At 70.9% G+C, this 21,220-nt stretch carries 20 protein-coding genes; 14 read left to right on the forward strand and 6 right to left on the reverse strand.

Annotation, left to right across the window (positions count from 1 at the left end; all coding sequences use genetic code 11):
- Nucleotides 1–4: 4 nt before the first annotated feature.
- From A4X16_RS16990 to A4X16_RS17005, 4 genes are all read right to left on the reverse strand, one after another.
- Nucleotides 5–430, reverse strand: coding sequence for a DUF1801 domain-containing protein (locus tag A4X16_RS16990; protein ID WP_067123110.1), 426 nt, complete (start codon nt 428–430; stop codon nt 5–7).
- Nucleotides 427–1,002: an HhH-GPD-type base excision DNA repair protein gene (locus A4X16_RS16995; protein WP_067123113.1), complete on the reverse strand. Its 576-nt coding sequence runs from the start codon at nt 1,000–1,002 to the stop codon at nt 427–429. Before A4X16_RS16995 ends, A4X16_RS16990 begins: the two co-directional genes overlap by 4 nt.
- A 32-nt stretch (nt 1,003–1,034) precedes the next feature.
- Entirely contained in the window at nt 1,035–1,430 is a 396-nt protein-coding gene (locus A4X16_RS17000; protein ID WP_067123116.1) for a hypothetical protein, read from the reverse strand.
- A gap of 143 nt (nt 1,431–1,573) precedes the next feature.
- Nucleotides 1,574–2,881 (reverse strand): glutamyl-tRNA reductase, encoded by a 1,308-nt coding sequence (locus A4X16_RS17005; protein ID WP_067123119.1) that lies wholly within the window; start codon nt 2,879–2,881, stop codon nt 1,574–1,576.
- Nucleotides 2,882–2,943: 62 nt separating this feature from the next.
- On the opposite strand from A4X16_RS17005, the gene hemE reads away from it, so the two are divergent.
- From hemE to A4X16_RS17055, 10 genes are all read left to right on the forward strand, one after another.
- A complete protein-coding gene (gene hemE / locus A4X16_RS17010; RefSeq protein ID WP_067123122.1) occupies nt 2,944–3,966 on the forward strand; it encodes a uroporphyrinogen decarboxylase in 1,023 nt (340 codons plus the stop codon).
- A gap of 64 nt (nt 3,967–4,030) precedes the next feature.
- On the forward strand, nt 4,031–5,614 hold the full coding sequence (locus tag A4X16_RS17015) for a protoporphyrinogen/coproporphyrinogen oxidase (RefSeq protein ID WP_197491872.1): 1,584 nt from the start codon (nt 4,031–4,033) through the stop codon (nt 5,612–5,614).
- Nucleotides 5,615–5,775: 161 nt separating this feature from the next.
- A complete protein-coding gene (locus A4X16_RS17020; protein ID WP_067123125.1) occupies nt 5,776–6,258 on the forward strand; it encodes a hypothetical protein in 483 nt (160 codons plus the stop codon).
- A gap of 1 nt (nt 6,259) precedes the next feature.
- Complete coding sequence (locus A4X16_RS17025; protein WP_067123128.1) at nt 6,260–6,667, forward strand: phage holin family protein; 408 nt, start codon at nt 6,260–6,262, stop codon at nt 6,665–6,667.
- On the forward strand, nt 6,654–6,935 hold the full coding sequence (locus A4X16_RS17030) for a hypothetical protein (protein ID WP_082914542.1): 282 nt from the start codon (nt 6,654–6,656) through the stop codon (nt 6,933–6,935). The genes A4X16_RS17025 and A4X16_RS17030 overlap by 14 nt, the downstream gene beginning before the upstream one ends.
- A 45-nt stretch (nt 6,936–6,980) precedes the next feature.
- On the forward strand, nt 6,981–7,658 hold the full coding sequence (hemQ, locus tag A4X16_RS17035; RefSeq protein WP_067123131.1) for a hydrogen peroxide-dependent heme synthase: 678 nt from the start codon (nt 6,981–6,983) through the stop codon (nt 7,656–7,658).
- A gap of 7 nt (nt 7,659–7,665) precedes the next feature.
- Nucleotides 7,666–8,679, forward strand: a complete 1,014-nt coding sequence (gene hemC, locus A4X16_RS17040; RefSeq protein WP_067123133.1) for a hydroxymethylbilane synthase — start codon at nt 7,666–7,668, stop codon at nt 8,677–8,679.
- On the forward strand, nt 8,676–9,467 hold the full coding sequence (locus tag A4X16_RS17045; protein WP_067123136.1) for a uroporphyrinogen-III synthase: 792 nt from the start codon (nt 8,676–8,678) through the stop codon (nt 9,465–9,467). The genes hemC and A4X16_RS17045 overlap by 4 nt, the downstream gene beginning before the upstream one ends.
- Nucleotides 9,464–10,441, forward strand: coding sequence for a porphobilinogen synthase (gene hemB, locus A4X16_RS17050; RefSeq protein WP_067123139.1), 978 nt, complete (start codon nt 9,464–9,466; stop codon nt 10,439–10,441). Before A4X16_RS17045 ends, hemB begins: the two co-directional genes overlap by 4 nt.
- 33 nt (nt 10,442–10,474) lie before the next feature.
- Complete coding sequence (locus tag A4X16_RS17055; protein ID WP_067123141.1) at nt 10,475–11,812, forward strand: glutamate-1-semialdehyde 2,1-aminomutase; 1,338 nt, start codon at nt 10,475–10,477, stop codon at nt 11,810–11,812.
- A gap of 34 nt (nt 11,813–11,846) precedes the next feature.
- On the opposite strand, the gene A4X16_RS17060 is transcribed toward A4X16_RS17055, so the two are convergent.
- On the reverse strand, nt 11,847–13,346 hold the full coding sequence (locus tag A4X16_RS17060; RefSeq protein ID WP_067123144.1) for an HNH endonuclease signature motif containing protein: 1,500 nt from the start codon (nt 13,344–13,346) through the stop codon (nt 11,847–11,849).
- Between the two features lie 143 nt (nt 13,347–13,489).
- Here A4X16_RS17060 and A4X16_RS17065 point away from each other — a divergent pair, with 143 nt between their 5' ends.
- Nucleotides 13,490–13,939: a hypothetical protein gene (locus A4X16_RS17065; RefSeq protein ID WP_067123146.1), complete on the forward strand. Its 450-nt coding sequence runs from the start codon at nt 13,490–13,492 to the stop codon at nt 13,937–13,939.
- A gap of 74 nt (nt 13,940–14,013) precedes the next feature.
- Here A4X16_RS17065 and A4X16_RS18380 read toward each other — a convergent pair whose 3' ends face one another.
- On the reverse strand, nt 14,014–15,732 hold the full coding sequence (locus A4X16_RS18380) for an ATP-binding cassette domain-containing protein (RefSeq protein WP_067123149.1): 1,719 nt from the start codon (nt 15,730–15,732) through the stop codon (nt 14,014–14,016).
- A 121-nt stretch (nt 15,733–15,853) separates the two neighbouring features.
- On the opposite strand from A4X16_RS18380, the gene A4X16_RS17075 reads away from it, so the two are divergent.
- From A4X16_RS17075 to A4X16_RS17085, 3 genes are all read left to right on the forward strand, one after another.
- Entirely contained in the window at nt 15,854–16,915 is a 1,062-nt protein-coding gene (locus tag A4X16_RS17075) for an enoyl-CoA hydratase/isomerase family protein (protein WP_067123152.1), read from the forward strand.
- Nucleotides 16,916–17,114: 199 nt separating this feature from the next.
- Entirely contained in the window at nt 17,115–18,842 is a 1,728-nt protein-coding gene (locus tag A4X16_RS17080; RefSeq protein ID WP_067123156.1) for an ABC transporter ATP-binding protein, read from the forward strand.
- The gene (locus tag A4X16_RS17085) at nt 18,839–21,073 is read left to right on the forward strand and encodes an ABC transporter ATP-binding protein (protein ID WP_067123159.1); all 2,235 of its coding nucleotides are present in this window, start codon (nt 18,839–18,841) and stop codon (nt 21,071–21,073) included. Before A4X16_RS17080 ends, A4X16_RS17085 begins: the two co-directional genes overlap by 4 nt.
- The last annotated feature ends 147 nt before the right edge of the window (nt 21,074–21,220 follow it).

The following is a 21,220-nucleotide window of genomic DNA, read 5'->3' on the forward strand; positions in this document are numbered from 1 at the left end:
CCGCTCAGCCGGTGACGGTGAGCCGCACCTGATCCGTCCCGCCCGCCTCGACCCAGGCGAGCGATCGCTCGAGGATGCCGCGGAGAACGTCGAGGTCCACCTGCTCCAGATCCTTGATGTAGAGGCATCCGACGCCCGTGGTGTGCGGCCCGAGTCGGGCGAGGTCGTCGGCGTGCGCGTCGGTCCCCTCGAACAGGTATATCGTCGTCGCGGCCTTGCGCGGCGCGAAGCCGAGCAGACCGCTGTCGCCCTCTGTCCCCGTCGGGTAGCGGTAGTGGCACGATCCGAAGCCGATGATCGTCCCCCAGGTCTGCGGCTCGCGGCCGGTGATCTCCTGCATCAGCGCGGTGAGGGTCTCTGCGTCCCGCCGTCTGACCGCCGGCGCGGAGCGCGCGATCAGGCCGGCGACGTCGTCGCCCGTGGGCTTCACGACGCGCCCGCCTTCGCCGCCGCCTTCATGGCCCTCTTGTGCTCGCGGACCTTGGTGAGCGACTCGGGCGACACGATGTCGGCCACGCTGCGGAACGACCCCTCGTCGCCGTAGTCGCCCGCGGCCTCGCGCCAGCCCGCACCCGTGAAGCCGTACTGCTTGCCGAGCAGTGCGAGGAAGATCTTCGCCTTCTGCTCGCCGAAGCCCGGCAGTGCCTTCAGGCGCTTCAGCACCTCTGCACCGGAGGGGTCGCCCTCGGTCCAGAGGGTGGCGGCGTCGCCGTCCCACCGGTCGACGATCTCCTGGCACAGCGTCTGGACGCGGGCGGCCATCGACCCGGGGAACCGATGGACGGCGGGCGTCTCCTTGAACGCGGTGAGGAACTCGTCCGGATCCATACCCGCGATCGCCGCTGCATCGGCCGCCCCTGTGCGCTGCTCGATCTTGAGCGGCCCCGCGAAGGCGGTCTCCATCGGCACCTGCTGGTCGAGCAGCATGCCCACCAGGAGTGCGAGCGGGTTGTCGGTCAGGAGCGCGTCGGCGGCGGTGTCTCCGGTGATGTGAAGGGCCATGCTCTCAGTCTGACACCCTCCCGCGGCCGCCGTCAGATGCGCTGCAGGCGGGGGAGCGGACCTTCGAGTCGCGCGACCCCGATCTCCACCTGGACGACCCGTTCGCGCACGTCGGCGATCTCCGCGTGAACGAACGGGAACTCCGCGTGAACCCGCTGGAACTCCGCCTCGATCTTCTCGAACCGCCGCTCGAACCTCGCCTCCATCGCCGTGAAGCGCTCGTCCACCTTCTCGAACCGCCGCTCGATCGTCGCCTCCATGGTCTCGAAGCGCTGGTCCACCTTCTCGAACCGCGCGTCGATCCGGTCGAACCTCACCTCGAGCGCCTTCGTCTGACGGCCGATCATGCGGCCGACGACGCCGAGCACGGACGCTGCGAAGGCGGCGAGTGCGATGATCACGCCGATCACATCCGGATTCACGAGCATCCCCCCAGTCTGCGCGGACGGTCTCCGCGTGTCACGGGTTCGACGATATGAAGCACGACGGCGGCGCGGGGTCCGCGAGACCGTGGATGTCCGGGAACGGGGGAGAGGCCCGGCCGTCGCTGCCGATGTGCGGGCCGAGTGCGTCAGGCGGAGGCGGCGTCGTCCATGATCGCGGGCTGCGCGGGCTCCACGGGCGCGATGCCGTACAGCGTCGACAGCGCGGCCGTGAACTCGTCGGCCTGACCCGCTGCCGCGAGCTCGTGCGCGCGGGTGGTGGGAGTGTGCAGCAGCACGCCGGCGAGGTGACGCAGCGCCTGCTCGACCTTGCCGTCCTCGTCTCCGCGCGCACGTGCGCGATCGATCTCCGAATCGAGCAGCGAGAAGATGTGCGATCGCAGTGCGACGACCGAGGGCACGACGCTCTGCCGGCTGCCGACGACGTGGAACGTGTCGGCCGCCTCGCGCACGACGCTGCGTGCGGCATCCGTCGCCTGCAGCTCCTCGAGCGGGGCGTGCAGGCTGATGGTCTCGAGGTCGAGCAGGGCGACGCCCTCGAGCGTCGCGACCGCCGGATCGACGTTGCGCGGCATGCCGAGGTCGACCACGAGCTGGCTGTGGGCGGAGACCGGGCAGCCGGGCGCGGCGATGCCGGTGGGCGCCTGCAGGTGATCGGGCGTGAGCACGGGCTCGGTGGCGGTCGTGCAGGTGATCAGGAGGCTCGAGCGCGAGGCGACGCGGGCGTAGTCCTCCGCGTCGACCGGGCGGATGCCGTGCTTCGCCGCGAACTTCTCGGCGCGGCCGGAGGGGGAGTAGACCGAGATGTTCACGGCACCGCGCTCGCGCAGGGTCGCGAGCGTCACGGCGGCGTACGCGCCGGTGCCGACGAGCAGCACGCGCTCGGCCGACCAGTCGGCGATCCGGCTGTCGGCGAGCTCGAGGGCGAGCCGCACGAGCGAGCGACCGGCGCGACCCAGGGCGGTGACGTTCTTGACCTTGCGCTGCGCCTGGCTGGCGCGCTGGAAGAGGCGCTCGAGCTCGGGGGACGTGGTGCCGTCCTTGCGCGCGGACGTCAGCGCGCGGCGCACCTGACCGGCGATCTCGCCCTCTCCGGAGACGACGGACTCGAGGCCCGAGGCCACCGAGAAGAGGTGCTCGGCCACGCGGCGGCCGGAGTGGACGTCGTAGGCGCCGTCGAGCTCGGCGGTCGCGATGCCGGTCGCGGACTCGACCGCTTCGAGCACGGCCTCCACCCCGATCGCTCCTGCCGCGGTGACCGGCTCGTCCATCTCGACGTACGCCTCGAACCGGTTGCAGGTAGCCAGAACGACCGCACCCTGCACGCACGAGGCCGTGTCCACGATGGTGGAGGCGACGTCGTCGGGGGTGCGGCTCAGGCGTTCGAGCAATTCGAAGGAGGCGGTCTTGTGACTCGCCGTGACACACAGCAGCACACATCGATTCTACCCCTCCTCGCGCACAGGTCGGCCCGAGCGCGGGGTGGGAGGATGGACCCATGGCTCTCTCCGACGCTCCGCTTCTGCGCGCCCTCGCGGGCTCCCGCCCCGAGCACGCCCCCGTGTGGTTCATGCGCCAGGCCGGCAGGTCGCTGCCCGAGTACCGCGAGCTGCGGGTCGGCACCAGGATGCTGGACGCCTGCCTGACCCCCGACCTCGCGGCCGAGATCACCCTGCAGCCGGTGCGCCGCCACGGCGTCGATGCCGCGGTGTTCTTCAGCGACATCGTCATCCCGCTGCGGCTCGCCGGTGTCGACGTCGAGATCGAGCCGGGTCGCGGGCCCGTGTTCGCGGATCCGGTGCGCGCCGCCGCCGACGTCGAGCGCGTCACCGCGATCGATCCCGCCTCGCTCGACGGCGACGCGATCGCCCAGGCCGTCCGCCTCGTCACGGCGGAGCTCGGCGACGTCCCGCTCATCGGCTTCGCGGGAGCGCCGTTCACCCTCGCCGCGTACCTCGTCGAGGGCGGTCCGTCGAAGGAGCACCTGCGTGCTCGCGCGATGATGCACGCCGACCCGGACTCCTGGCACCGCCTCGCCGGGTGGCTCGCGCAGATCTCCCGCCGGTTCCTCGAGACCCAGCGGGATGCGGGAGCATCCGTCGTCCAGCTCTTCGACTCCTGGGCGGGGTCGCTCAGCACCGCCGACTACCGCTCGTTCGTCGCGCCCCACTCGCGCGCGGCGCTCGAGGGCATCGGCCTGCCGACCATCCACTTCGGCGTCGGCACCGGGCCGTTCCTCGCGGACATGCGCCTCGACGGCATCGCCGACGGCGTCGGAGTCGACTGGCGCCTGCCTCTCGACGAGGCGGCCCGGATCCTGGGTCCCGACGTCACCGTGCAGGGCAACATCGATCCCGCCCTGCTCTCGGCGCCCTGGCCGGTGCTCGAGGCGCACGTGCGCGACGTCGTCGAGCGCGGTCGCGCGGCGCGCGGCCACATCGTGAACCTCGGACACGGCGTCCCGCCCGAGACCGACCCCGATCAGCTCACGCGGATCGTCGAGCTCGTCCACTCGCTCTGACTCACCGGCTTTCTCCCTGCCCGCGTCGAGGCGACGCCCGACGACGGATGGGAGAATCGGGAGCATGACGTCTGAGTCCGCACTCCCCGGATCCGCGCCGGCCTCCGTTCCGATCGCGAACGATCCGGCCGACGCCGCCGAACTCGCCGCACGCGCCGCACGACGCCACATCGTCGTCGTCGGCGCCGGCGTCGGAGGACTCATCGCCGCCCGTGAGTGCGCGAAGGTCGGCATGCGGGTGACGGTCCTCGAGGCGACGGATGCCGCAGGCGGAGCGATCCGCCGGGCGGAGCTCGACGGCGTCGTCGTCGACGCGGGGGCCGAGAGCTACGCCACGCGCGGCGGGCACGTCCGCGCGCTCGTGCACGAGCTCGGCCTCGGCGACCGGATCGTGGCCCCGGCCGCGGGCGGGGCGTGGCTGGCCGGCATCCCGGGAGTGGGGGCGGCGCCGCTGCCCGTCGGCGGCATCCTCGGCATCCCGGGCAATCCGTTCCAGGAGGACGTCCGCCGCATCATCGGGTGGTCGGGCGTGTGGCGCGCGTATCTCGACCGCATCCGCCCGCCGCTCACCATCGGCCACAGCCACAGTCTGGGCAGGCTCGTCGCGTCGCGCATGGGGCCGAAGGTGCGGGACCGCCTGGTGGCTCCGGTGACGACGGGCGTCTACTCCGCCTCCCCGGACGACGTCGACGTGGACGTCGCCGCGCCGGGGCTGAACTCCGCGCTGACCAGCGTCGGCTCGCTGTCGGGTGCCGTGCAGGCCCTGCGCGAGGAGGGCGCGGCCCGCGCCGCCGAGGCCAAGGCGAAGGCGCTGTCCCCGGGCGCGGCGGTCGAGGGCCTCGACGGCGGCATGGCGGTGCTCGTGGAGGCGCTCGTCGCCGACATCGAGAAGCTCGGCGGCGTGGTGCGCACCGGGGTCGCCGTCAGCGCGCTGGCGACGGCCGGATCCGGATGGAGCGTCACGACGGATGCCCTGTCGTCCGACCACGTCGCGGAGGACGACGGGGACGACCGGAGCGAGCCGCGGACGGAGGATGAGGACCTCGCGGCGGACGGCGTCGTGCTCGCGACGTCCGAGGACGTCGCCAGGGAGCTGCTCGCCTCGGCGGTCCCCGCACTCGCGCGCACCGAGCGGGCGGACGCCCCGGAGATCGAGATCGTCACCCTGCTGCTGACGTCCTCGGCGCTGTCCGGAGCCCCGCGCGGGACGGGCGTGCTCACCGTGCCGGGCAGCCACGCCGCCAAGGCGCTGACCCACTCGACCGCGAAGTGGGAGTGGGTGCGCGCCGCCGCCGGAGGCCGCCATGTGGTGCGCGTCTCGTTCGGCGCCCAGGGCGAGCCCGCTGCGACGGCGGGGATGGACGACGCCACGGCCGCGCAGCTCGCTCTGCGCGAGGCATCCGCCCTTCTCGGCGTGCCGCTGGGCGAGGACGATCTCGTCGCGTCGCACCGGTCGCGCTTCGTGCAGTCGCAGCCCGCGTCGATCATCGGCTCCGGCGAGAGACGGGCCGCGGCGAGGGCCGCGGTGCAGGCCGTCCCCGGGCTCGCGGTCGTCGGCGCCTGGCTCGCGGGCACCGGTCTCGCGCAGGTCGTGCCCGACGCCCGCGAGGAGGCGGATCGGCTGCGCCGAGCGCTCCTCTGGGAGTGAGCGGCGGACCGCGACGGAACCCCAAACTCCTTCTCCTGTCAACCCTCTGCGGATCAGATGCCGAAATCGGCATACAGGGCTACGCTGGACACCTGGAGAGGCGGTGCCGAGCCGCCGGTTCGCCCTCGGGCGTTCACACCGGAACAACGTGAGGAGACCCCATGAAAGGGAAGATCGGACTCGTCGTAGGACTCGGCGTGGGATACGTCCTCGGATCACGCGCGGGTCGCGCGCGATACGAGCAGATCAAGACGCAGTGGTTGAAGGTCTGGAACCTCGACCCCGTGCAGGAGCAGGTCGAGAAGGCCAAGGGCTTCATCGGCGACAAGGCCGCGGCCGTCCCCGGCGCGGTGTGGACCGGCGTGCAGAAGGTCGTGAAGTCGGCGACGGGCAGCGGCACCGCCGGACAGCGCCTCGACTCCGCGGTCGCCGCGGGCAGGAAGGCCGCCGAGGACGTCGTCGACGCGACCGAGGATGCGGTCGACGAGGCGAAGGATGCCGCGAAGAAGGAAGCCGCGAAGAAGAGCGACGCCAAGAAGTCGACCTCCTCGGGCTCGACCTCCTCGAGCTCGGCCTCCGGCTCGGCGGCATCGAACGGCTCCGGCGCCTCGAACGGCTCCGGCACCGCGAAGACTGGCGACTGACATGCCCCGCGGATACCGCGATCGCGCCGAGGACAGCCTGCTGTCCCTCATCGGCGACCTCCCGGAGCTGATCGGGAACCTCGTCAAGGCGGAGATCGACCACGCCAAGAAGTGGGTGTCCAAGACCGCCAAGGATGCCGGCATCGGCTCGGTGTGGTTCCTGGTCGCCCTGTTCTTCCTGTTCTGGGCCGTCCCGGTGATCCTCGTCTTCGCGATCGCAGGACTCTCCTCGTGGTGGCCCGTCTGGCTGTCGGCGCTCGCCGTGCTCGGCATCCTGATCCTCGCCGTGCTGCTGTTCGCACTGCTCGGCATCCTGAAGTTCCGCAAGGTGCTCGCCCGCGAGAATCCGGCGCAGGCCGTGGGCGACGACATCCGCATCGTGAAGGAGGCCGGCGATGACCAGTTCTGACATCACGAGGTCGCTGCCGAAGACGGCGGTCCCGGCCGGGATCGTCGACGCCAGAGACTCCGCTCGTGCGGAGCTGAAGGCGGCGCTCGCCGCGATCGAGGTGAAGGGCAACTTCCCGCGACGGATCGACAAGGCGTCCAAGCGCGCGGCCGCCCGCGCGCGCGTCTTCGCAGACCGCAACCCGGTCGCCGCGACCGCCGCGGCGGTGGCCGTCGCCGCCACGATCGGCGGTGCGGTCTGGGTGATCGCCCGCGCCCTCTCGCGCTGATCGCGCGCGTTCGCGACCACTCGGCAAAGGGGGCAGACTGGACTCATGTCCGATGAGCGCGAAGAGAACCCGTCCGGCTTCACCCTCTGGGCCGTCTGGCGACGCAACCCCGACGTCCCCGTCACGGAGTCGGACTCCACGGAGCTCGAGACGATCGTGTCGTACATCGAGGACTCCGGCGTCACGGTGCGCGGCTTCTACGACGTCTCGGGCCTCAAGGCCGACGCCGACCTGATGGTCTGGCTGCACGGCGACACGGCGGAGGAGCTGCAGAAGGCGCTGCGTCGTCTGCGCCGCACCGAGCTGCTGCGCTCACTGCTGCCCGTGTGGAACGTCATGGGCGTCCACCGCGACGCGGAGTTCAACCGCTCGCACGTCCCCGGCTTCCTCCGCGGCGTCGCGCCGAAGGACTGGCTCTGCCTGTATCCGTTCGTCCGCACGCCCGAGTGGTACCTCGCCCCCGAGGCGGACCGTCGTGCGATGCTCGCCGACCACGGACGCAAGGGCGCGGCGTTCACGGGAGTGACCGCCAACACGGTCGCCGCGTTCGCGCTCGGCGACTACGAGTGGCTGCTGCCCCTCGAGGCCGACGACGTCACGGATCTCGTCGACATGATGCGCGACCTCCGCTACACCGAGGCGCGGCTGTTCGTGCAGGAGGAGGTCCCGTTCTACACGGGACGCCGGCTGCGGTTCGACGAGATCGCGGACGTGCTGCAGTAGGCCCGTCATGAGCTCTTCCATCAACCGGTCCACCCCGATCCGACTGGGCACGAGGCGCAGCGCACTCGCCCAGGCGCAGTCGGGCCATGTCGCCGCCGCCCTCGAGAAGATCTCCGGGCGCAGGGTCGAGCTCGTGCCGATCACGAGCGAGGGCGACACGAACCGCGCCTCCCTGTCGGAGATCGGCGGTCAGGGGATCTTCGCGACCCGGCTGCGAGACGCTCTGCTCGCCGGTGAGTGCGACTTCCTCGTCCACTCGCTCAAGGACCTCCCGACGGCGATCCCCGAGGGGCTCGTGATCGCGGCGACGCCGGTGCGCGAGGATGCCCGCGACGTGGTCATCACGCGCGGCGGCACTCCGCTGCACCAGCTGCGCTCCGGCAGCAAGGTGGGCACGGGATCCCCCCGGCGCATCGCGCAGGTGCGTCGCCGGGCGCCGCATGCGGAGGTCGTCGATCTCCGCGGCAACGTCGACTCACGACTGCAGCGCGTCGCATCGGGCGAGCTGGATGCCGTGATCCTCGCGGCCGCCGGGCTGTCGCGCCTCGGCTCCGACTCCCCGCTCCGACGGGAAGAGCTCGGTCTCGCCGAGTGGCCGACCGCTCCGGGGCAGGGATCGCTCGCCGTCGAGACGCGCGCGGATGCCCCGGAGGAGCTGCTCGCTGCCCTCGCCGAGCTCGACGACGCGGACACCCGCCTGGCGGTGACGGTCGAGCGCGCGGTGCTCGAGGGGCTGGATGCCGGATGCCAGGCGCCGATGGCGTCGCATGCCGCGCTCGAGGGCGACGACATCCGCGTCAGATCGGTCGTCTACGCCCCTGACGGGGAGCGGCGGATCGGCCTCGACGTCACCGAAGCCCTGAACGGGGAGTATATTCGTCGGAACGGCAGTGGCAATGGAGCGGATGCTGCCGATGGTGCGGACCCGATGCACGCAGCACGCGAGCTCGGGTTGAGTGTTGCCCGTCGGCTGCTCGAACAAGGGGCGGCTGACCTTGTTTCCCGAGAGCATTCCTCATGACGAATTCGAAGCAGGACCGGCCGCTGGACGGCTGGCGTATCCTCGTGCCCCGTGGCGGGCCGTGGGGCGACGGTGTCGCGGCGAGCCTGCGCGCCCAGGGCGCGGTTCCCGTGGTGGCACCGCTGATCAACTTCGCGCCGACCACCGACCAGGCCGCGCTCGACGTCGCGCTGGCCCAGCTGGCCGACGGCGCGTTCGACTGGCTGACCGTGACGAGCGCGACCACGGTCGACGTGATGTTCGCGCACCGTGCCGTCGTGCCGCGCACGACGAAGATCGCCGCCGTCGGCGAGACCACCGCCGCCGCACTGCAGGCGGTCGGGTACGAGGTCGCCCTCGTGCCCGACGAGGACAACTCCGCCGAGGGCATGGCGGAGCAGCTCATCGCGCTCGAGACCGAGCCTCGCCGCATCCTGGCCCTGCGCAGCGAGATCGCGAAGCCGGTGCTCAGCGTGCTCCTGCAGGAGGCCGGCCACGACGTCGACAGCGTCGTGGCATATCGCACCGTGGGTGTCCCCGTGACCGAGCGCATCAAGCGCGACGTCGAGAACGGCCGCATCAATGCGATCCTCATCACGAGCGGATCGGTCGCGGCCCAGGTGCGCGAGCAGTTCCCGGAGATCCCCGACGACACCCTGCTCGCGGCGATCGGTCCGCGCACGGCGAAGGATGCCGGCAAGGCCGGTCTCCCGATCACGGTCATCGCCGACCGGCAGACCGTCGACGCGCTCATCGAGGCGGTGTCGAGCTTCACGCTCCCGCACGCGGCGGACGAGCTGGCGCCGTGAGCTTCCCCGAGACCCGGCTGCGCCGGCTGCGTCAGTCCCCGGCCGTGCGCGGCCTGGTGCGCGAGACCTCGCTCGAACCGCGGCAGCTCGTCCTCCCGCTGTTCGTGCGCGAGGGCATCACCGAGTCCGCTCCGATCGGCTCGATGCCCGGGGTCGCGCAGCATTCGCTGGACTCGCTGCGCGCCGTCGCGACGGAGGCGGCGGAGGCCGGAGTGGGCGGCGTGATGCTGTTCGGCGTCCCCGCGGTGCGCGACGCGCAGGGCTCGGGAGCCGACGACCCGAAGGGCATTCTCAACGTCGCCACCGAGGCTCTCGCGGCCGAGGTCGGCGACGCTCTCGTCGTGCAGACCGACCTGTGCCTCGACGAGTTCACGGATCACGGTCACTGCGGCGTCCTCGCCGCCGACGGCTCGGTCGACAACGACGCGACGCTCGTGCGCTACGCCTCGATGGCTCTCGCCCAGGCGCGCGCGGGATCGCAGCTGCTGGGGCTGTCGGGCATGATGGACGGCCAGGTCGCCGTCATCCGTCAGGCGCTGGATGCCGAGGGCTTCACCGACACGCTGCTGCTCGCGTATGCGGCGAAGTACGCGAGCGCTTTCTACGGTCCGTTCCGCGAGGCCGTCGACTCTCAGTTGAAGGGCGACCGCCGCACGTACCAGCTCGATCCGGGCAACCGGCGGGAGGGCGTGCGCGAGGCCGTCGTCGACGAGCAGGAGGGCGCCGACATCGTGATGGTCAAGCCGGCGATGGCTTTCCTCGACGTGCTGCGCGAGGTGCGCGACACCGTCGACATCCCAGTATGGGCGTACCAGGTGTCCGGCGAGTACGCGATGATCGAGGCCGCCGCCGCGAACGGCTGGATCGATCGCCGCGCGTCGATCCTCGAATCGCTGCTCTCGATCCGTCGTGCGGGTGCCGACGTCGTGCTCACGTACTGGGCGACCGAGGCCGCTCGCTGGCTGCGCGGCTGACACGAAGACTCTGGAAGGACCCCTGATCTGTTGATGGATGCTGTGACCGACCGCAACGACGACCTGTTCTCCGTCGCACGCACGGTGATCCCCGGCGGGGTGAACTCGCCGGTGCGCGCCTATGGATCCGTGGGCGGCACGCCGCGGTTCCTCGCCTCCGCACGGGGTGCGACGGTGACGGATGCGGCGGGCGGCGAGTACGTCGACCTGGTCGCGTCCTGGGGCCCGGCGCTGCTCGGGCACGCGCACCCGGAGGTCGTCGCGGCCGTGCAGGAGGCGGCGACCCGAGGTCTGTCGTTCGGGGCGCCGACGGAGGGCGAGATCGAGCTCGCCGCGCTCATCGCGGATCGGGTGCGGGTCGGCGATGCGCGACCCGTCGAGCGCGTGCGCCTCGTGTCGACCGGCACCGAGGCGACCATGACCGCCATCCGCCTGGCGCGCGGCGCCACGGGCCGCGATCTGCTGGTGAAGTTCGCCGGCCACTATCACGGGCACTCCGACGGCCTGCTGGCCGCTGCGGGTTCGGGCGTCGCGACCCTCGCGCTGCCGGGCTCGGCGGGAGTTCCGGCGCCCATCGCGGCGCAGACCCTCGTGATCGACTACAACGACCGGGATGCCCTCGAGGCGGTCTTCGCCGAGCATGGCGACCGGATCGCCGCGGTCATCGTCGAGGCCGCGGCGGCGAACATGGGTGTCGTCGCGCCGCTTCCGGGATTCAATCGCTTCATCGCGGACACGGCGCACGCGCACGGTGCCCTGATGATCCTCGACGAGGTGCTCACGGGCTTCCGCGTGCATCCCGCCGGCTTCTGGGGGCTGCAGGCCGATGCGGGCGAGGAGTACCTGCCCGACATCATCACGTTCGGCAAGGTCGTCGGCGGGGGGATGCCGCTGGCCGCGCTCGGCGGTCGTGCTGAGGTCATGGACCTGCTGGCACCGGTGGGTCCCGTCTACCAGGCCGGCACACTGTCGGGGAACCCGCTCTCGGTCGCCGCGGGACTCGCGACTCTGCGCCTGGCGACCCCCGAGGTCTACGCGACGGTGGACGCGTCGGCGGCGCGCCTCGCGGGCGCTCTCGACCGTGCTCTGACGGAGGCCGGCGTCACCCACGCCGTGGCGAATGCCGGGAGCCTCTTCAACCCGTCGTTCCGTGCCTCCGCTCCCCGTGACTACATCGAGGCTCAGGCGCAGGAGACCTTCCGCTACGCGCCCTTCTTCCACTCGATGCGCGAGCAGGGGGTGGCCCTGCCCCCGAGCGTCTTCGAAGCGTGGTTCCTCACCGCCGCACACGGCGAGGACGAGCTGGAGCGGATCGAGGCCGCCCTGCCCGCCGCCGCGGCTGCCGCAGCTTCCGCCTCACCTGCGCTGTAGGCACGGGGTTCTCCCGACACGCGCGAGCTGTGTCTCAGAAGGCCGCCGGCTCCTGCGCTGACGCCGTCGCAAGGGGGTGCTCGACGAACATCACCCGGCGGCGAGGCGAGTCTCGATATGTCCGCCCCAACGGACTGAACCAGTCGATGGTGCCGTCGGGCCGCTGCTGAGCGGTCCAGCGGTGCTCGTCGGCGACGTCGGGATGCTTGAGCGCATGGTGCGTCGCACACAGGTGAGCGAGGTTCCCGGTCTCGGTCCTCCCGCCCTTCGCGTGGTCGAACGTGTGGTCGAGCTGACTCCGATGAACCGGCATCCGGCATCCGGGGAAGCGGCAGTGCTGATCGCGCGCCCGTAGGAAGCGGCGCATCGGCTCGGACGGGGTGTACGTATCGGTCTCTCTGACGAGCCCCGTCGGATCGAGGAAGAGTCGCGACCATCCGCTGTTGCGGCCGGCGAGGTCCCGCGCGATGTCAGGGTGCAGAGGGCCGTGCCCGTCGAGCTGCGCCGGCCGCTCGTCGCATTCCGCGAGCGTCGTGCCGGCGACCGTGACCTGGATCCGCGCCCGGATGTTGTCGAGCCCTGAGCCGTTCGCCGCGCTCGGATCGGAGGCGAGCAGCAGATCGATCAGGAGGTCGGTGCGCACCTGATCGATCGTGCGCGTGTCTGCCGGCACATGCTCGACGTCGGGGCTGTGCTCGGGATCGAGGAGAGGATCGAGGAGTGAGTCGAGGAGAGGGTCGCCAGAAGGGTCGGTCGTGAAGGTGCCGTCGCCGAAGATGGCGTAGTCATCGCGAGCCGGGTCGTCCTGCGCGATGTCTTCGGGATAGACGGGGTTCTCGCCGTCATCGATCGGCTCGAGGACGGGCTCGCGGTCACCGCGGCCGCCGATGACGGCGCGCGCGAGCTGAGTCAGGCGGTCCATGATCGCAGCGGCCAGGTGCTCGGGGAGCACGATCGTGATCACCGCGAGACCGTCTCCGGCGGGACGCATCGTCACCGTGCGCTCGGATGCCGCACGCGCATGCCGTTGCTCGATCGTCGCCCCGGCGAGGGTCGCGGCCAGCTCGCGCAGATGCGTGCGGGTGCGCGCCGGCGTCTCGTTCTGCGCGACGATGACGGCGACCGTGTCGTAGAGCGGCAGCACGTCGGCATCCGCCGTGCCGTCGTCGATCGCCTCGCGGACGACCCCGGCGGCCCGCACGATCTCGCGGACATGCGCGACCGTGATCGCGCCCTCGCGGAACGCCGCGCGCACCTGCGGGTGGTGCCTCGCGAGGAAAGCGGCGTCGGTGAACGCGTACTCCATGCTGCCCTGCGAGACGCGCCCTGCTGCCGCGTACTCGGCGACCATCGACCGGTGGATCGAGTCGCGGTGGTACGCGTGCTCGGCCGCATCCGCCTGACCGAGTTCCATCCGCTCGGCCAGCAGATCGCTCGCTTCAGCCTCCAGCTGAGCGATGCGCCGGCGGGTCTCCACCCACGATTCGAGCAGTGCGCGACGCTGCTCGAGGTCGGTGTCGATGGTCGATGTCATACTCCGAGTCTAGTAGATTTGTTCGAAACTCGAGCGGAACATCGATATGGAGGACGCGCGATGGAGAGACCCGACAACGGATCGTTGCCGTCCTGTGAGCAAGACGCAGACAACTGGCAGGGCGCCGCTGGCAGACTGGTCGCATGGTGACGTTGCTGCTGGACCAGACGCAACTGGAGGTCGTGCTCTCGCCGATCGAGCGTGCCGCGAGCTTCCACCGGCAGAATCTCCGCCTCACGCGGGAGACCATCACCAAGGTGCAGCTCATCGAGGACGCATGGACCTGGCTCCGCGGCGTCCCGAATCCCGGCACGCACATCCCCGGAGTCCTCGCGGCGGGAACGTGGAAGGCCGCGGGCAGCGTCGATTTCGTGCTGATCCGTCGTCGCCGCCCGAGTGTCGTCATCGACCTCGAGGGCGACGAGCAGTACCGCCGCCTGATCCTGACGACCCGGCACGGCCTCGCGCTGACGCAGGCGCTCCGCCTCGACGTGTCGGAGGAGCCGGCCGACGTCGAGGAGATCGTCGCGACCGCTCCGACCCCTGTGTCGAAGGGGAGCCGACGGCCGGTCATCCGCCCGCGCCCGGCCTGAGCGCACCCCCGGACGACAACGCCCTCCATCGCCTTTCGGCGCGGAGGGCGTTCGTCCGCAGGAGGACGGATCGGTCAGTGGTGGTGGCCGTCCTGGTGGTCGCCGTCGTGGTGGTCGCCGTCGTGGTGGTCGTCGTCCCGGTGCTCGCCCTCGCGATGCTCGTCGTCCCGGTGCTCGCCGTGCTGTTCGACCTGGTCGATGACGCCCGTGCTCGCGACGGCGAAGTGCGCACCGTCCTCGTCGTTCTGCCCAGTGCTCTCCGCCGGCGCCTCGCCGAGCGGGTAGTCCCTCGGCTCGTCGTCGTAGTAGGCGCGCGCCGCGGCGGCGAGCATGGAGCTGACGGCAGCGGATCGGGGATCCTCGTCCGCGCTCTCGCCGGCGTCTTCGCCCGCGCCGGCGTCTTCGCCCTCGCTCCGGCCTGCGTCCTCGCCCTCGTGCGAGTCGTCCGTCGTCGATGCTCCGGACGACTCGTCGCCCGCGCGCAGGCCGAAGAAGATGTCGACACCCGACGCCCCCTCGCGCTCATCGTCCGCGGATTCCTCGTCCGAGTCCGTCGCAGCGGCCCCGGTGCCGAACAGGATGTCGTCGAAGGATGCCGCGGCCGCAGCATCCGGCGACCGGTCGGCCTCCGGCGACGGATCGGCGTCCTGATCCTGTCCGTCGGACCCCTCCGCAGCGGAAGCGGCATCCGACGCCGCCGCGGCGTCGGAGACGTCGTCAGCCTCAGCATCAGCATCAGCATCAGCATCAGCATCAGCATCCGCAGCCGCATCCGTAGGGGCGTCGGCGACCGCATCCGCTTCGACCGCCGTCTCGGGCGCCGCTTCGACGGAAGCCGCGGCCTCGGGTGCCTCGATCGCCGCCGTCTCGGGCGCCGCCTCGACCGCCGGGGTGCCGCGCCTGCCGCTGCGGACGAGTTCGATGAAGACGTCCTCGAGCGTGGGGCCGCGCTGCACCAGCGTGCTCAGCGCGATGCCTGCGGATGCCGCGATGGCTCCCACCCTGCCGGCGTCGCCGCCGCGGACGGTGAGGCCCGATCGCAGCACCTCGATCTCGAAGCCTGCCGCCGAGAGCGCGGCCGTGAGGGCGGCCCTGTCGGCCGCGTCGACCACGACCGAGCCCGACGCCGGATCGGCGAGCGTCTCGATGCCGCTGGAGAGGACGAGCTGTCCCTTCGACAGCACCAGCACGTTGTCGGCGACCTGCTCGATCTCGCTCAGGACGTGCGAGGACACCAGCACGGTGCGCCCCTCGTCGGCGAGACGGCGCATCAGGAGGCGCATCCAGCGGATGCCCTCGGGGTCGAGCCCGTTCGCCGGCTCGTCGAACACGAGCGCGCCGGGGTCGCCGAGCAGGGCGTGCGCGACGCTCAGCCGCTGACGCATCCCGAGCGAGAAGCTGCCGATGCGTCCTTCGCTCTCGTGCTCGAGGCCGACGAGCGCCAGGACCTCGTCGACGCGGGCGAGGGGGATGCCGTTCGCCTTGGCGGCGATCGTGAGCTGGCGGGCGGCGGTGCGACGCGGCCGGTACACGGTCTCCTCGAGCACGGAGCCGATCGTCCGCAGCGGGTTCCGCAGCTCGGAGTAGGCGACGCCGCCGATCGTCGCCGTGCCGCTCGTCGCGCGCACCTGCCCGAGCAGGATGCGCAGCGTGGTCGTCTTCCCGGCGCCGTTGGGGCCGAGGAAGGCGGTCACGGCTCCCGGCTCGATCCGGGCGGTGAGGTCGGAAACCGCCGTCACGTCATTGAAGCGCTTCGTCACGCGCGTGAACTCGAGCACCTGTCCGTCGGGCATCTGCGACCTCTCATTGCAGTGGGCAGTTCTTCCTATCCTGCCGGAAAAGCCCTGTAATCGCGTATTTATCGCACAAACCCACTCGAAGGCAAGAGGCGGACGACGGGGTAGCCTGGCACGCGTGACCGATTCCGCGACCGCTGACCGCATCCTCGCCCGCACCGAGGGAGCCCTCGGTCGGGTGACGCTGAATCGGCCGGAGGCGATCAACGCCCTCGACGTCGACATGATCCGGCGCCTCACCGAGGTGTTCGAGTCCTGGCGCCACGACAGCGACGTGCAGATCGTGCTCATCGACGGTGCGGGCGACCGCGGCATGTGCGCAGGAGGCGACGTCCGGGCGCTGCACGCGCAGATCGTGTCGGGCCGCGCAGAGGAGACCGCGGAGTTCTTCCGTGCCGAGTACGCGCTGAACGCCCTGATCGCCGAGTTCCCGAAGCCCGTCGTGGCCGTGGCGGACGGCATCACGATGGGCGGCGGCATCGGGCTCGCCGGGCATGCGCACATCCGCATCGTCACCGAGCGCTCGAAGCTCGCGATGCCGGAGACCCGCATCGGCTTCACCCCCGACGTCGGCGGCACCTGGCTGCTCGGCCGCGCGCCGGGTCGTCTCGGCGAGTACTTCGGACTCACCGGAGGCACCATGAGCGGTGCGGATGCCGTGCTGCTCGGCTTCGCCGACCACTTCGTCCCCTCCGACCGCCTCGAGGCGCTGCGCGAGGCGCTCGCGTACCGGGCGGATCCGACGGGGCCCGCCGAGATCGTGCTCCTCTTCGACGAGACGCCGGAGCCGTCCGCGCTGCCGCAGTCCCGCGCCTGGATCGATGCGGCGTTCTCGGCGGAGACCGTCGGGGAGATCGTGGACCGGCTGCGGGCGGACGGGTCGACGGATGCCGTGGCGACGGCCGACCTGCTCGAGAGCCTCGGACCCACGGCGCTCGCGGTCACCCTCGACGCCGTGCGCGAAGCCCGCGGGATGCCGCATCTCCGCGCCGCCCTGGAGGGGGAGTACCGCCGCGTGATGTGGTTCGTGATGCAGCATCCGGATCTCGTCGAGGGCATCCGGGCGCAGCTGGTCGACAAGGACCGCACCCCGCACTGGGATCCGCCGACCATCGCCGAGCTGGGGCCGGACGCCGGCGGACCGGCGCGGGCGTTCGTTCCGGAGCGCCCCCTCTTCTGACCCCCGGACGCCGTGCCCGGTTGTTCGCCGAAGTGCAGAAAGCGCTGGTGGGAACGCTTTCGTTTCGCTGTGAGCGAAGGTCCACCCACAGGGGGATACGAATGTCGGCGGATCGTGGCACTCTTGCTTGTGCGTGATCGTCGGCCCGCATTCGCCTGTCGGGAGATCCGCCGCTCCATCCTTCCTAGAAAGTCCGCCTGTGCTGGGAAAAATCCTCTTCCGCTATCTCTCCCGATATAAGTGGTTGCTCGTCGGAGTCCTGATCTTCCAGTTCGCCAGCGCTGCTGCGACCCTCTACCTGCCGCGCCTCAACGCCGACATCATCGACGAAGGCGTCGCGCAGGGCGACACCGACTACATCTGGCGCACCGGGGTGTTCATGCTCGCGGTGTCGCTGGGGCAGATCGTCGCCTCCGTCATCGCCACCTACTTCGCCGCACGCGCCGCGATGGGCGCCGGGCGCGACATCCGCGCCGACGTCTTCGGCAAGGTGAGCGGCTTCTCCGAGCGCGAGGTGTCGCAGTTCGGCGCCGGCTCGCTCATCACCCGCAACACCAACGACGTGCAGCAGGTGCAGATGCTCGCGATGATGGGCGCCACGATGCTCGTCACCGCGCCGCTCCTCGCCATCGGCGGCATCATCTTCGCGGTCCAGACCAACGCCGGCCTCAGCTGGCTCATCGCCGTCTCGGTGCCGGTGCTGCTGCTGCTCGCCGCGCTCGTGATCGGCCGCATGGTGCCGCTGTTCCGCAGCTATCAGAGCAGGCTCGACAACGTGAACCGCATCATGCGCGAGCAGCTCACCGGCGTGCGCGTGGTGCGCGCGTTCGTGCGCGAGCGCATCGAGGAGGAGCGCTTCCGCGGAGCCAACACCGACATCATGGTCGTCGGCCGCAAGGTGGGCTCGCTCTTCGTGCTGCTGTTCCCGCTGTTCATGCTCATCCTCAACGTCACCGTCGTCGCCGTCATCTGGTTCGGCGGCATCGAGGTCAACAACGGCACCGTGCAGGTGGGCACCCTGTTCGCCTTCATGCAGTACATCGGGCAGATCATGGGCGGCGTCATCATGGCCAGCTTCATGGCGATGATGATCCCGCGCGCCGCGGTCTCGGCCGAGCGCATCGGCGAGGTGCTCGACACCGCGTCGAGCATGGAGCGTCCGGCGAACGGCGTGACCGCGTTCGCGGCCCCCGGCGCCGTCGCCTTCGACGACGTCGAGTTCACCTACCCGGGTGCGGACTCGCCCGTGCTCCAGGGCATCAGCTTCGCCGCGCAGCCCGGCGAGACCGTCGCCATCGTCGGATCGACCGGAGCGGGCAAGACGACCCTGGTGTCGCTGATCCCGCGCCTGTTCGACGTCTCCGGAGGCCGCGTCCTCGTCGGAGGCACCGACGTCCGCGAGGCGGATGTCGAGTCGCTCTGGGCGTCGATCGGCCTCGTGCCGCAGCGTCCGTTCCTGTTCACCGGGACGGTCGCGTCCAACCTGCGCTACGGCAGGGAGGACGCGACGGACGAGGAGCTCTGGCACGCGCTGGAGATCGCCCAGGGCCGCGACTTCGTCGAGGAGATGCCCGAGGGCCTCGAGTCGCGCATCGCGCAGGGCGGCACGAACGTGTCCGGCGGGCAGCGTCAGCGCCTGGCCATCGCCCGGGCGATCGTCCGCCAGCCGCAGGTGCTGGTGTTCGACGACTCCTTCTCGGCGCTCGACCTCACGACCGACGCCCGACTGCGTCAGGCGCTGTGGCGCGAGCTGCCGCACGTCACGAAGATCGTCGTCGCGCAGCGCGTCTCCACGATCACGGATGCCGACCGCATCGTCGTGCTCGAGGGCGGCACGATGGTGGGCGTCGGCACGCACGAGGAGCTGCTCGAGACGAGCACCACCTATCGGGAGATCGTCGAGTCGCAGCTGGGGGTGGACGCATGAGCGAGCAGAACGCACCGCAGAGCCGTCGTCGGCGGGGAGCATCGGCCACGGCCGCGCCGGCCGTCGAGCCGGAGCTGACCGAGGAGGAGAAGTACGAGGCCGAGCTGGCCGAGCAGGCGCGTCAGAACGGCGGCGGCTGGGACAGCGTCGCCCCGGGCAAGGCCGACGACTTCGGCAAGAGCTTCGCGCGGATGATCGGGCTGCTCAAGCCCTCGGCCGTCTGGTTCGTGTTCGTGTCGATCATGGGCGCGATCGGCGTCGTCCTCACCGTGGCAGCCCCCAAGGTGCTCGGCGAGGCGACCAACCTCATCTACAAGGGCTTCATCTCGAACCAGCTCGGACAGCCGCAGGGCGACTTCCCCGGCTTCCCGGAAGGCACTCCCCAGGACCAGATCGTCGACCAGCTCCGGGCGGCCGGACAGGACGACTTCGCCAACCAGGTCGGTGCGCTGGGCGACTTCCGCGTCGGCGACGGCATCGACTTCGACGCGCTGCGCTGGATCATCGCCGCAGTGCTCGCGATCTACGTCGTCGCGGCCTTCCTCAGCTGGCTGCAGGGCTACGTCATCAACGTCATCATGGTGCGCACCATGTGGCGGCTGCGCGAGCAGGTCGAGGCGAAGATCAACCGGCTGCCGCTGTCGTACTTCGACAAGGTGCAGCGCGGAGAGCTGATCTCGCGCGTCACCAACGACATCGACAACATCACCCAGACCATGCAGCAGTCGCTGTCGGGCGCTCTGACCGCGGTGCTGACCGTCGTCGGCGTGCTCGTGCTGATGTTCTCCATCTCCTGGCAGCTGGCCCTGGTCGCACTCGTCGCGCTCCCGCTCATGGCGGTCATCTTCGGCGTGATCGGCCCGCGGTCGCAGAAGGCGTTCGGAACCCAGTGGCGCAAGGTGGGCCGGCTCAACGCCCGCGTCGAGGAGGCCTTCTCCGGCCACGCGCTCGTCAAGGTCTTCGGTCGCGAGCAGGACGCCCTCGATCGGTTCAAGGACGAGAACGAGGAGCTCTACCAGGCGAGCTTCAAGGCGCAGTTCCTCTCCGGCATCATCATGCCCGCGATGACCTTCGTCGGAAGCCTCACCTACGTGGGCATCGCCGTGCTCGGAGGGCTCATGGTCGCGAGCGGCCAGCTCCGGCTCGGAGACGTCCAGGCGTTCATCCAGTACTCGCAGCAGTTCACGCAGCCGCTGTCGGAGCTGGGCGGCATGGCCGCGGTCGTGCAGTCCGGCACCGCTTCGGCCGAGCGGGTGTTCGACCTCCTCGACGCCGACGAGCAGGAGGTCGACACGACCGACGCTCCGGCGCTCGAAGACGGCAAGGGCGTGATCGAGTTCGAGAACGTGCAGTTCTCCTACACCCCGGAGCGACCGCTCATCACGGACCTGTCGTTCCGAGTCGAGCCCGGACAGACGGTCGCGATCGTCGGTCCGACCGGCGCCGGCAAGACGACCCTCGTCAACCTGATCATGCGCTTCTACGAGCTCAGCGGCGGACGCATCACCCTCGACGGGCAGGACATCTCGGAGATCACCCGCGACGACCTGCGCTCGCGCACCGGCATGGTGCTGCAGGACCCGTGGCTGTTCGCCGGCACGATCCGCGAGAACATCCGCTACGGCCGATCGACGGCCACCGACGAGGACGTCCTCGAGGCGGCCAAGGCGACGTACGTCGACCGATTCGTGCACGCACTGCCCGAAGGGTACGACACCGTCCTCGACGAGGACGCCTCGAACGTCTCGGCCGGGGAGCGCCAGCTCATCACGATCGCCCGCGCCTTCGTGGCCCAGCCGTCGATCCTCATCCTCGACGAGGCGACGTCGGCGGTCGACACGCGCACCGAGCTGCTGCTGCAGCACGCGATGGCGGCCCTGCGACAGGGGCGCACGTCGTTCGTGATCGCGCACCGGCTGTCGACCATCCGCGACGCGGACCTCATCCTCGTCATGGAGCACGGCGACATCGTCGAGAAGGGCACGCACGACGAGCTCATCGCCGCGCAGGGCGCGTACTGGCGGCTGTACCAGTCGCAGTTCGAGCAGGCCGCGACCGACATCGACGCCGAGGACGCGCTCACCGACTCCACGCCGGTGGTCGTCAGCGGAGAAGCGGACGAGGCGGCGACGGCACAGGTGGGCGCCGCGGTCGGCCCGCAGATCCCCACCGCGGAGGCGGCTGCCGCCGAAGCGGTGGTCGAGAGGCCGACTCCCGGCGACCGCAGCTGAGACGCTCCGCTCCGCCGGACGACACGATGCCCCGCCCCGACAGAGTTCGGGACGGGGCATCGTCGTCGGTGGGCGCGATCGGCGCGGACGGCGGCCTGGGTCCGGCGGGCGCGGTCGGCGCGCATGATCGGCGCGCGCGGCGACGGG

The sequence above is a fragment of the Microbacterium sp. H83 genome, from assembly GCF_001650405.1.
Classification (GTDB): domain Bacteria; phylum Actinomycetota; class Actinomycetes; order Actinomycetales; family Microbacteriaceae; genus Microbacterium.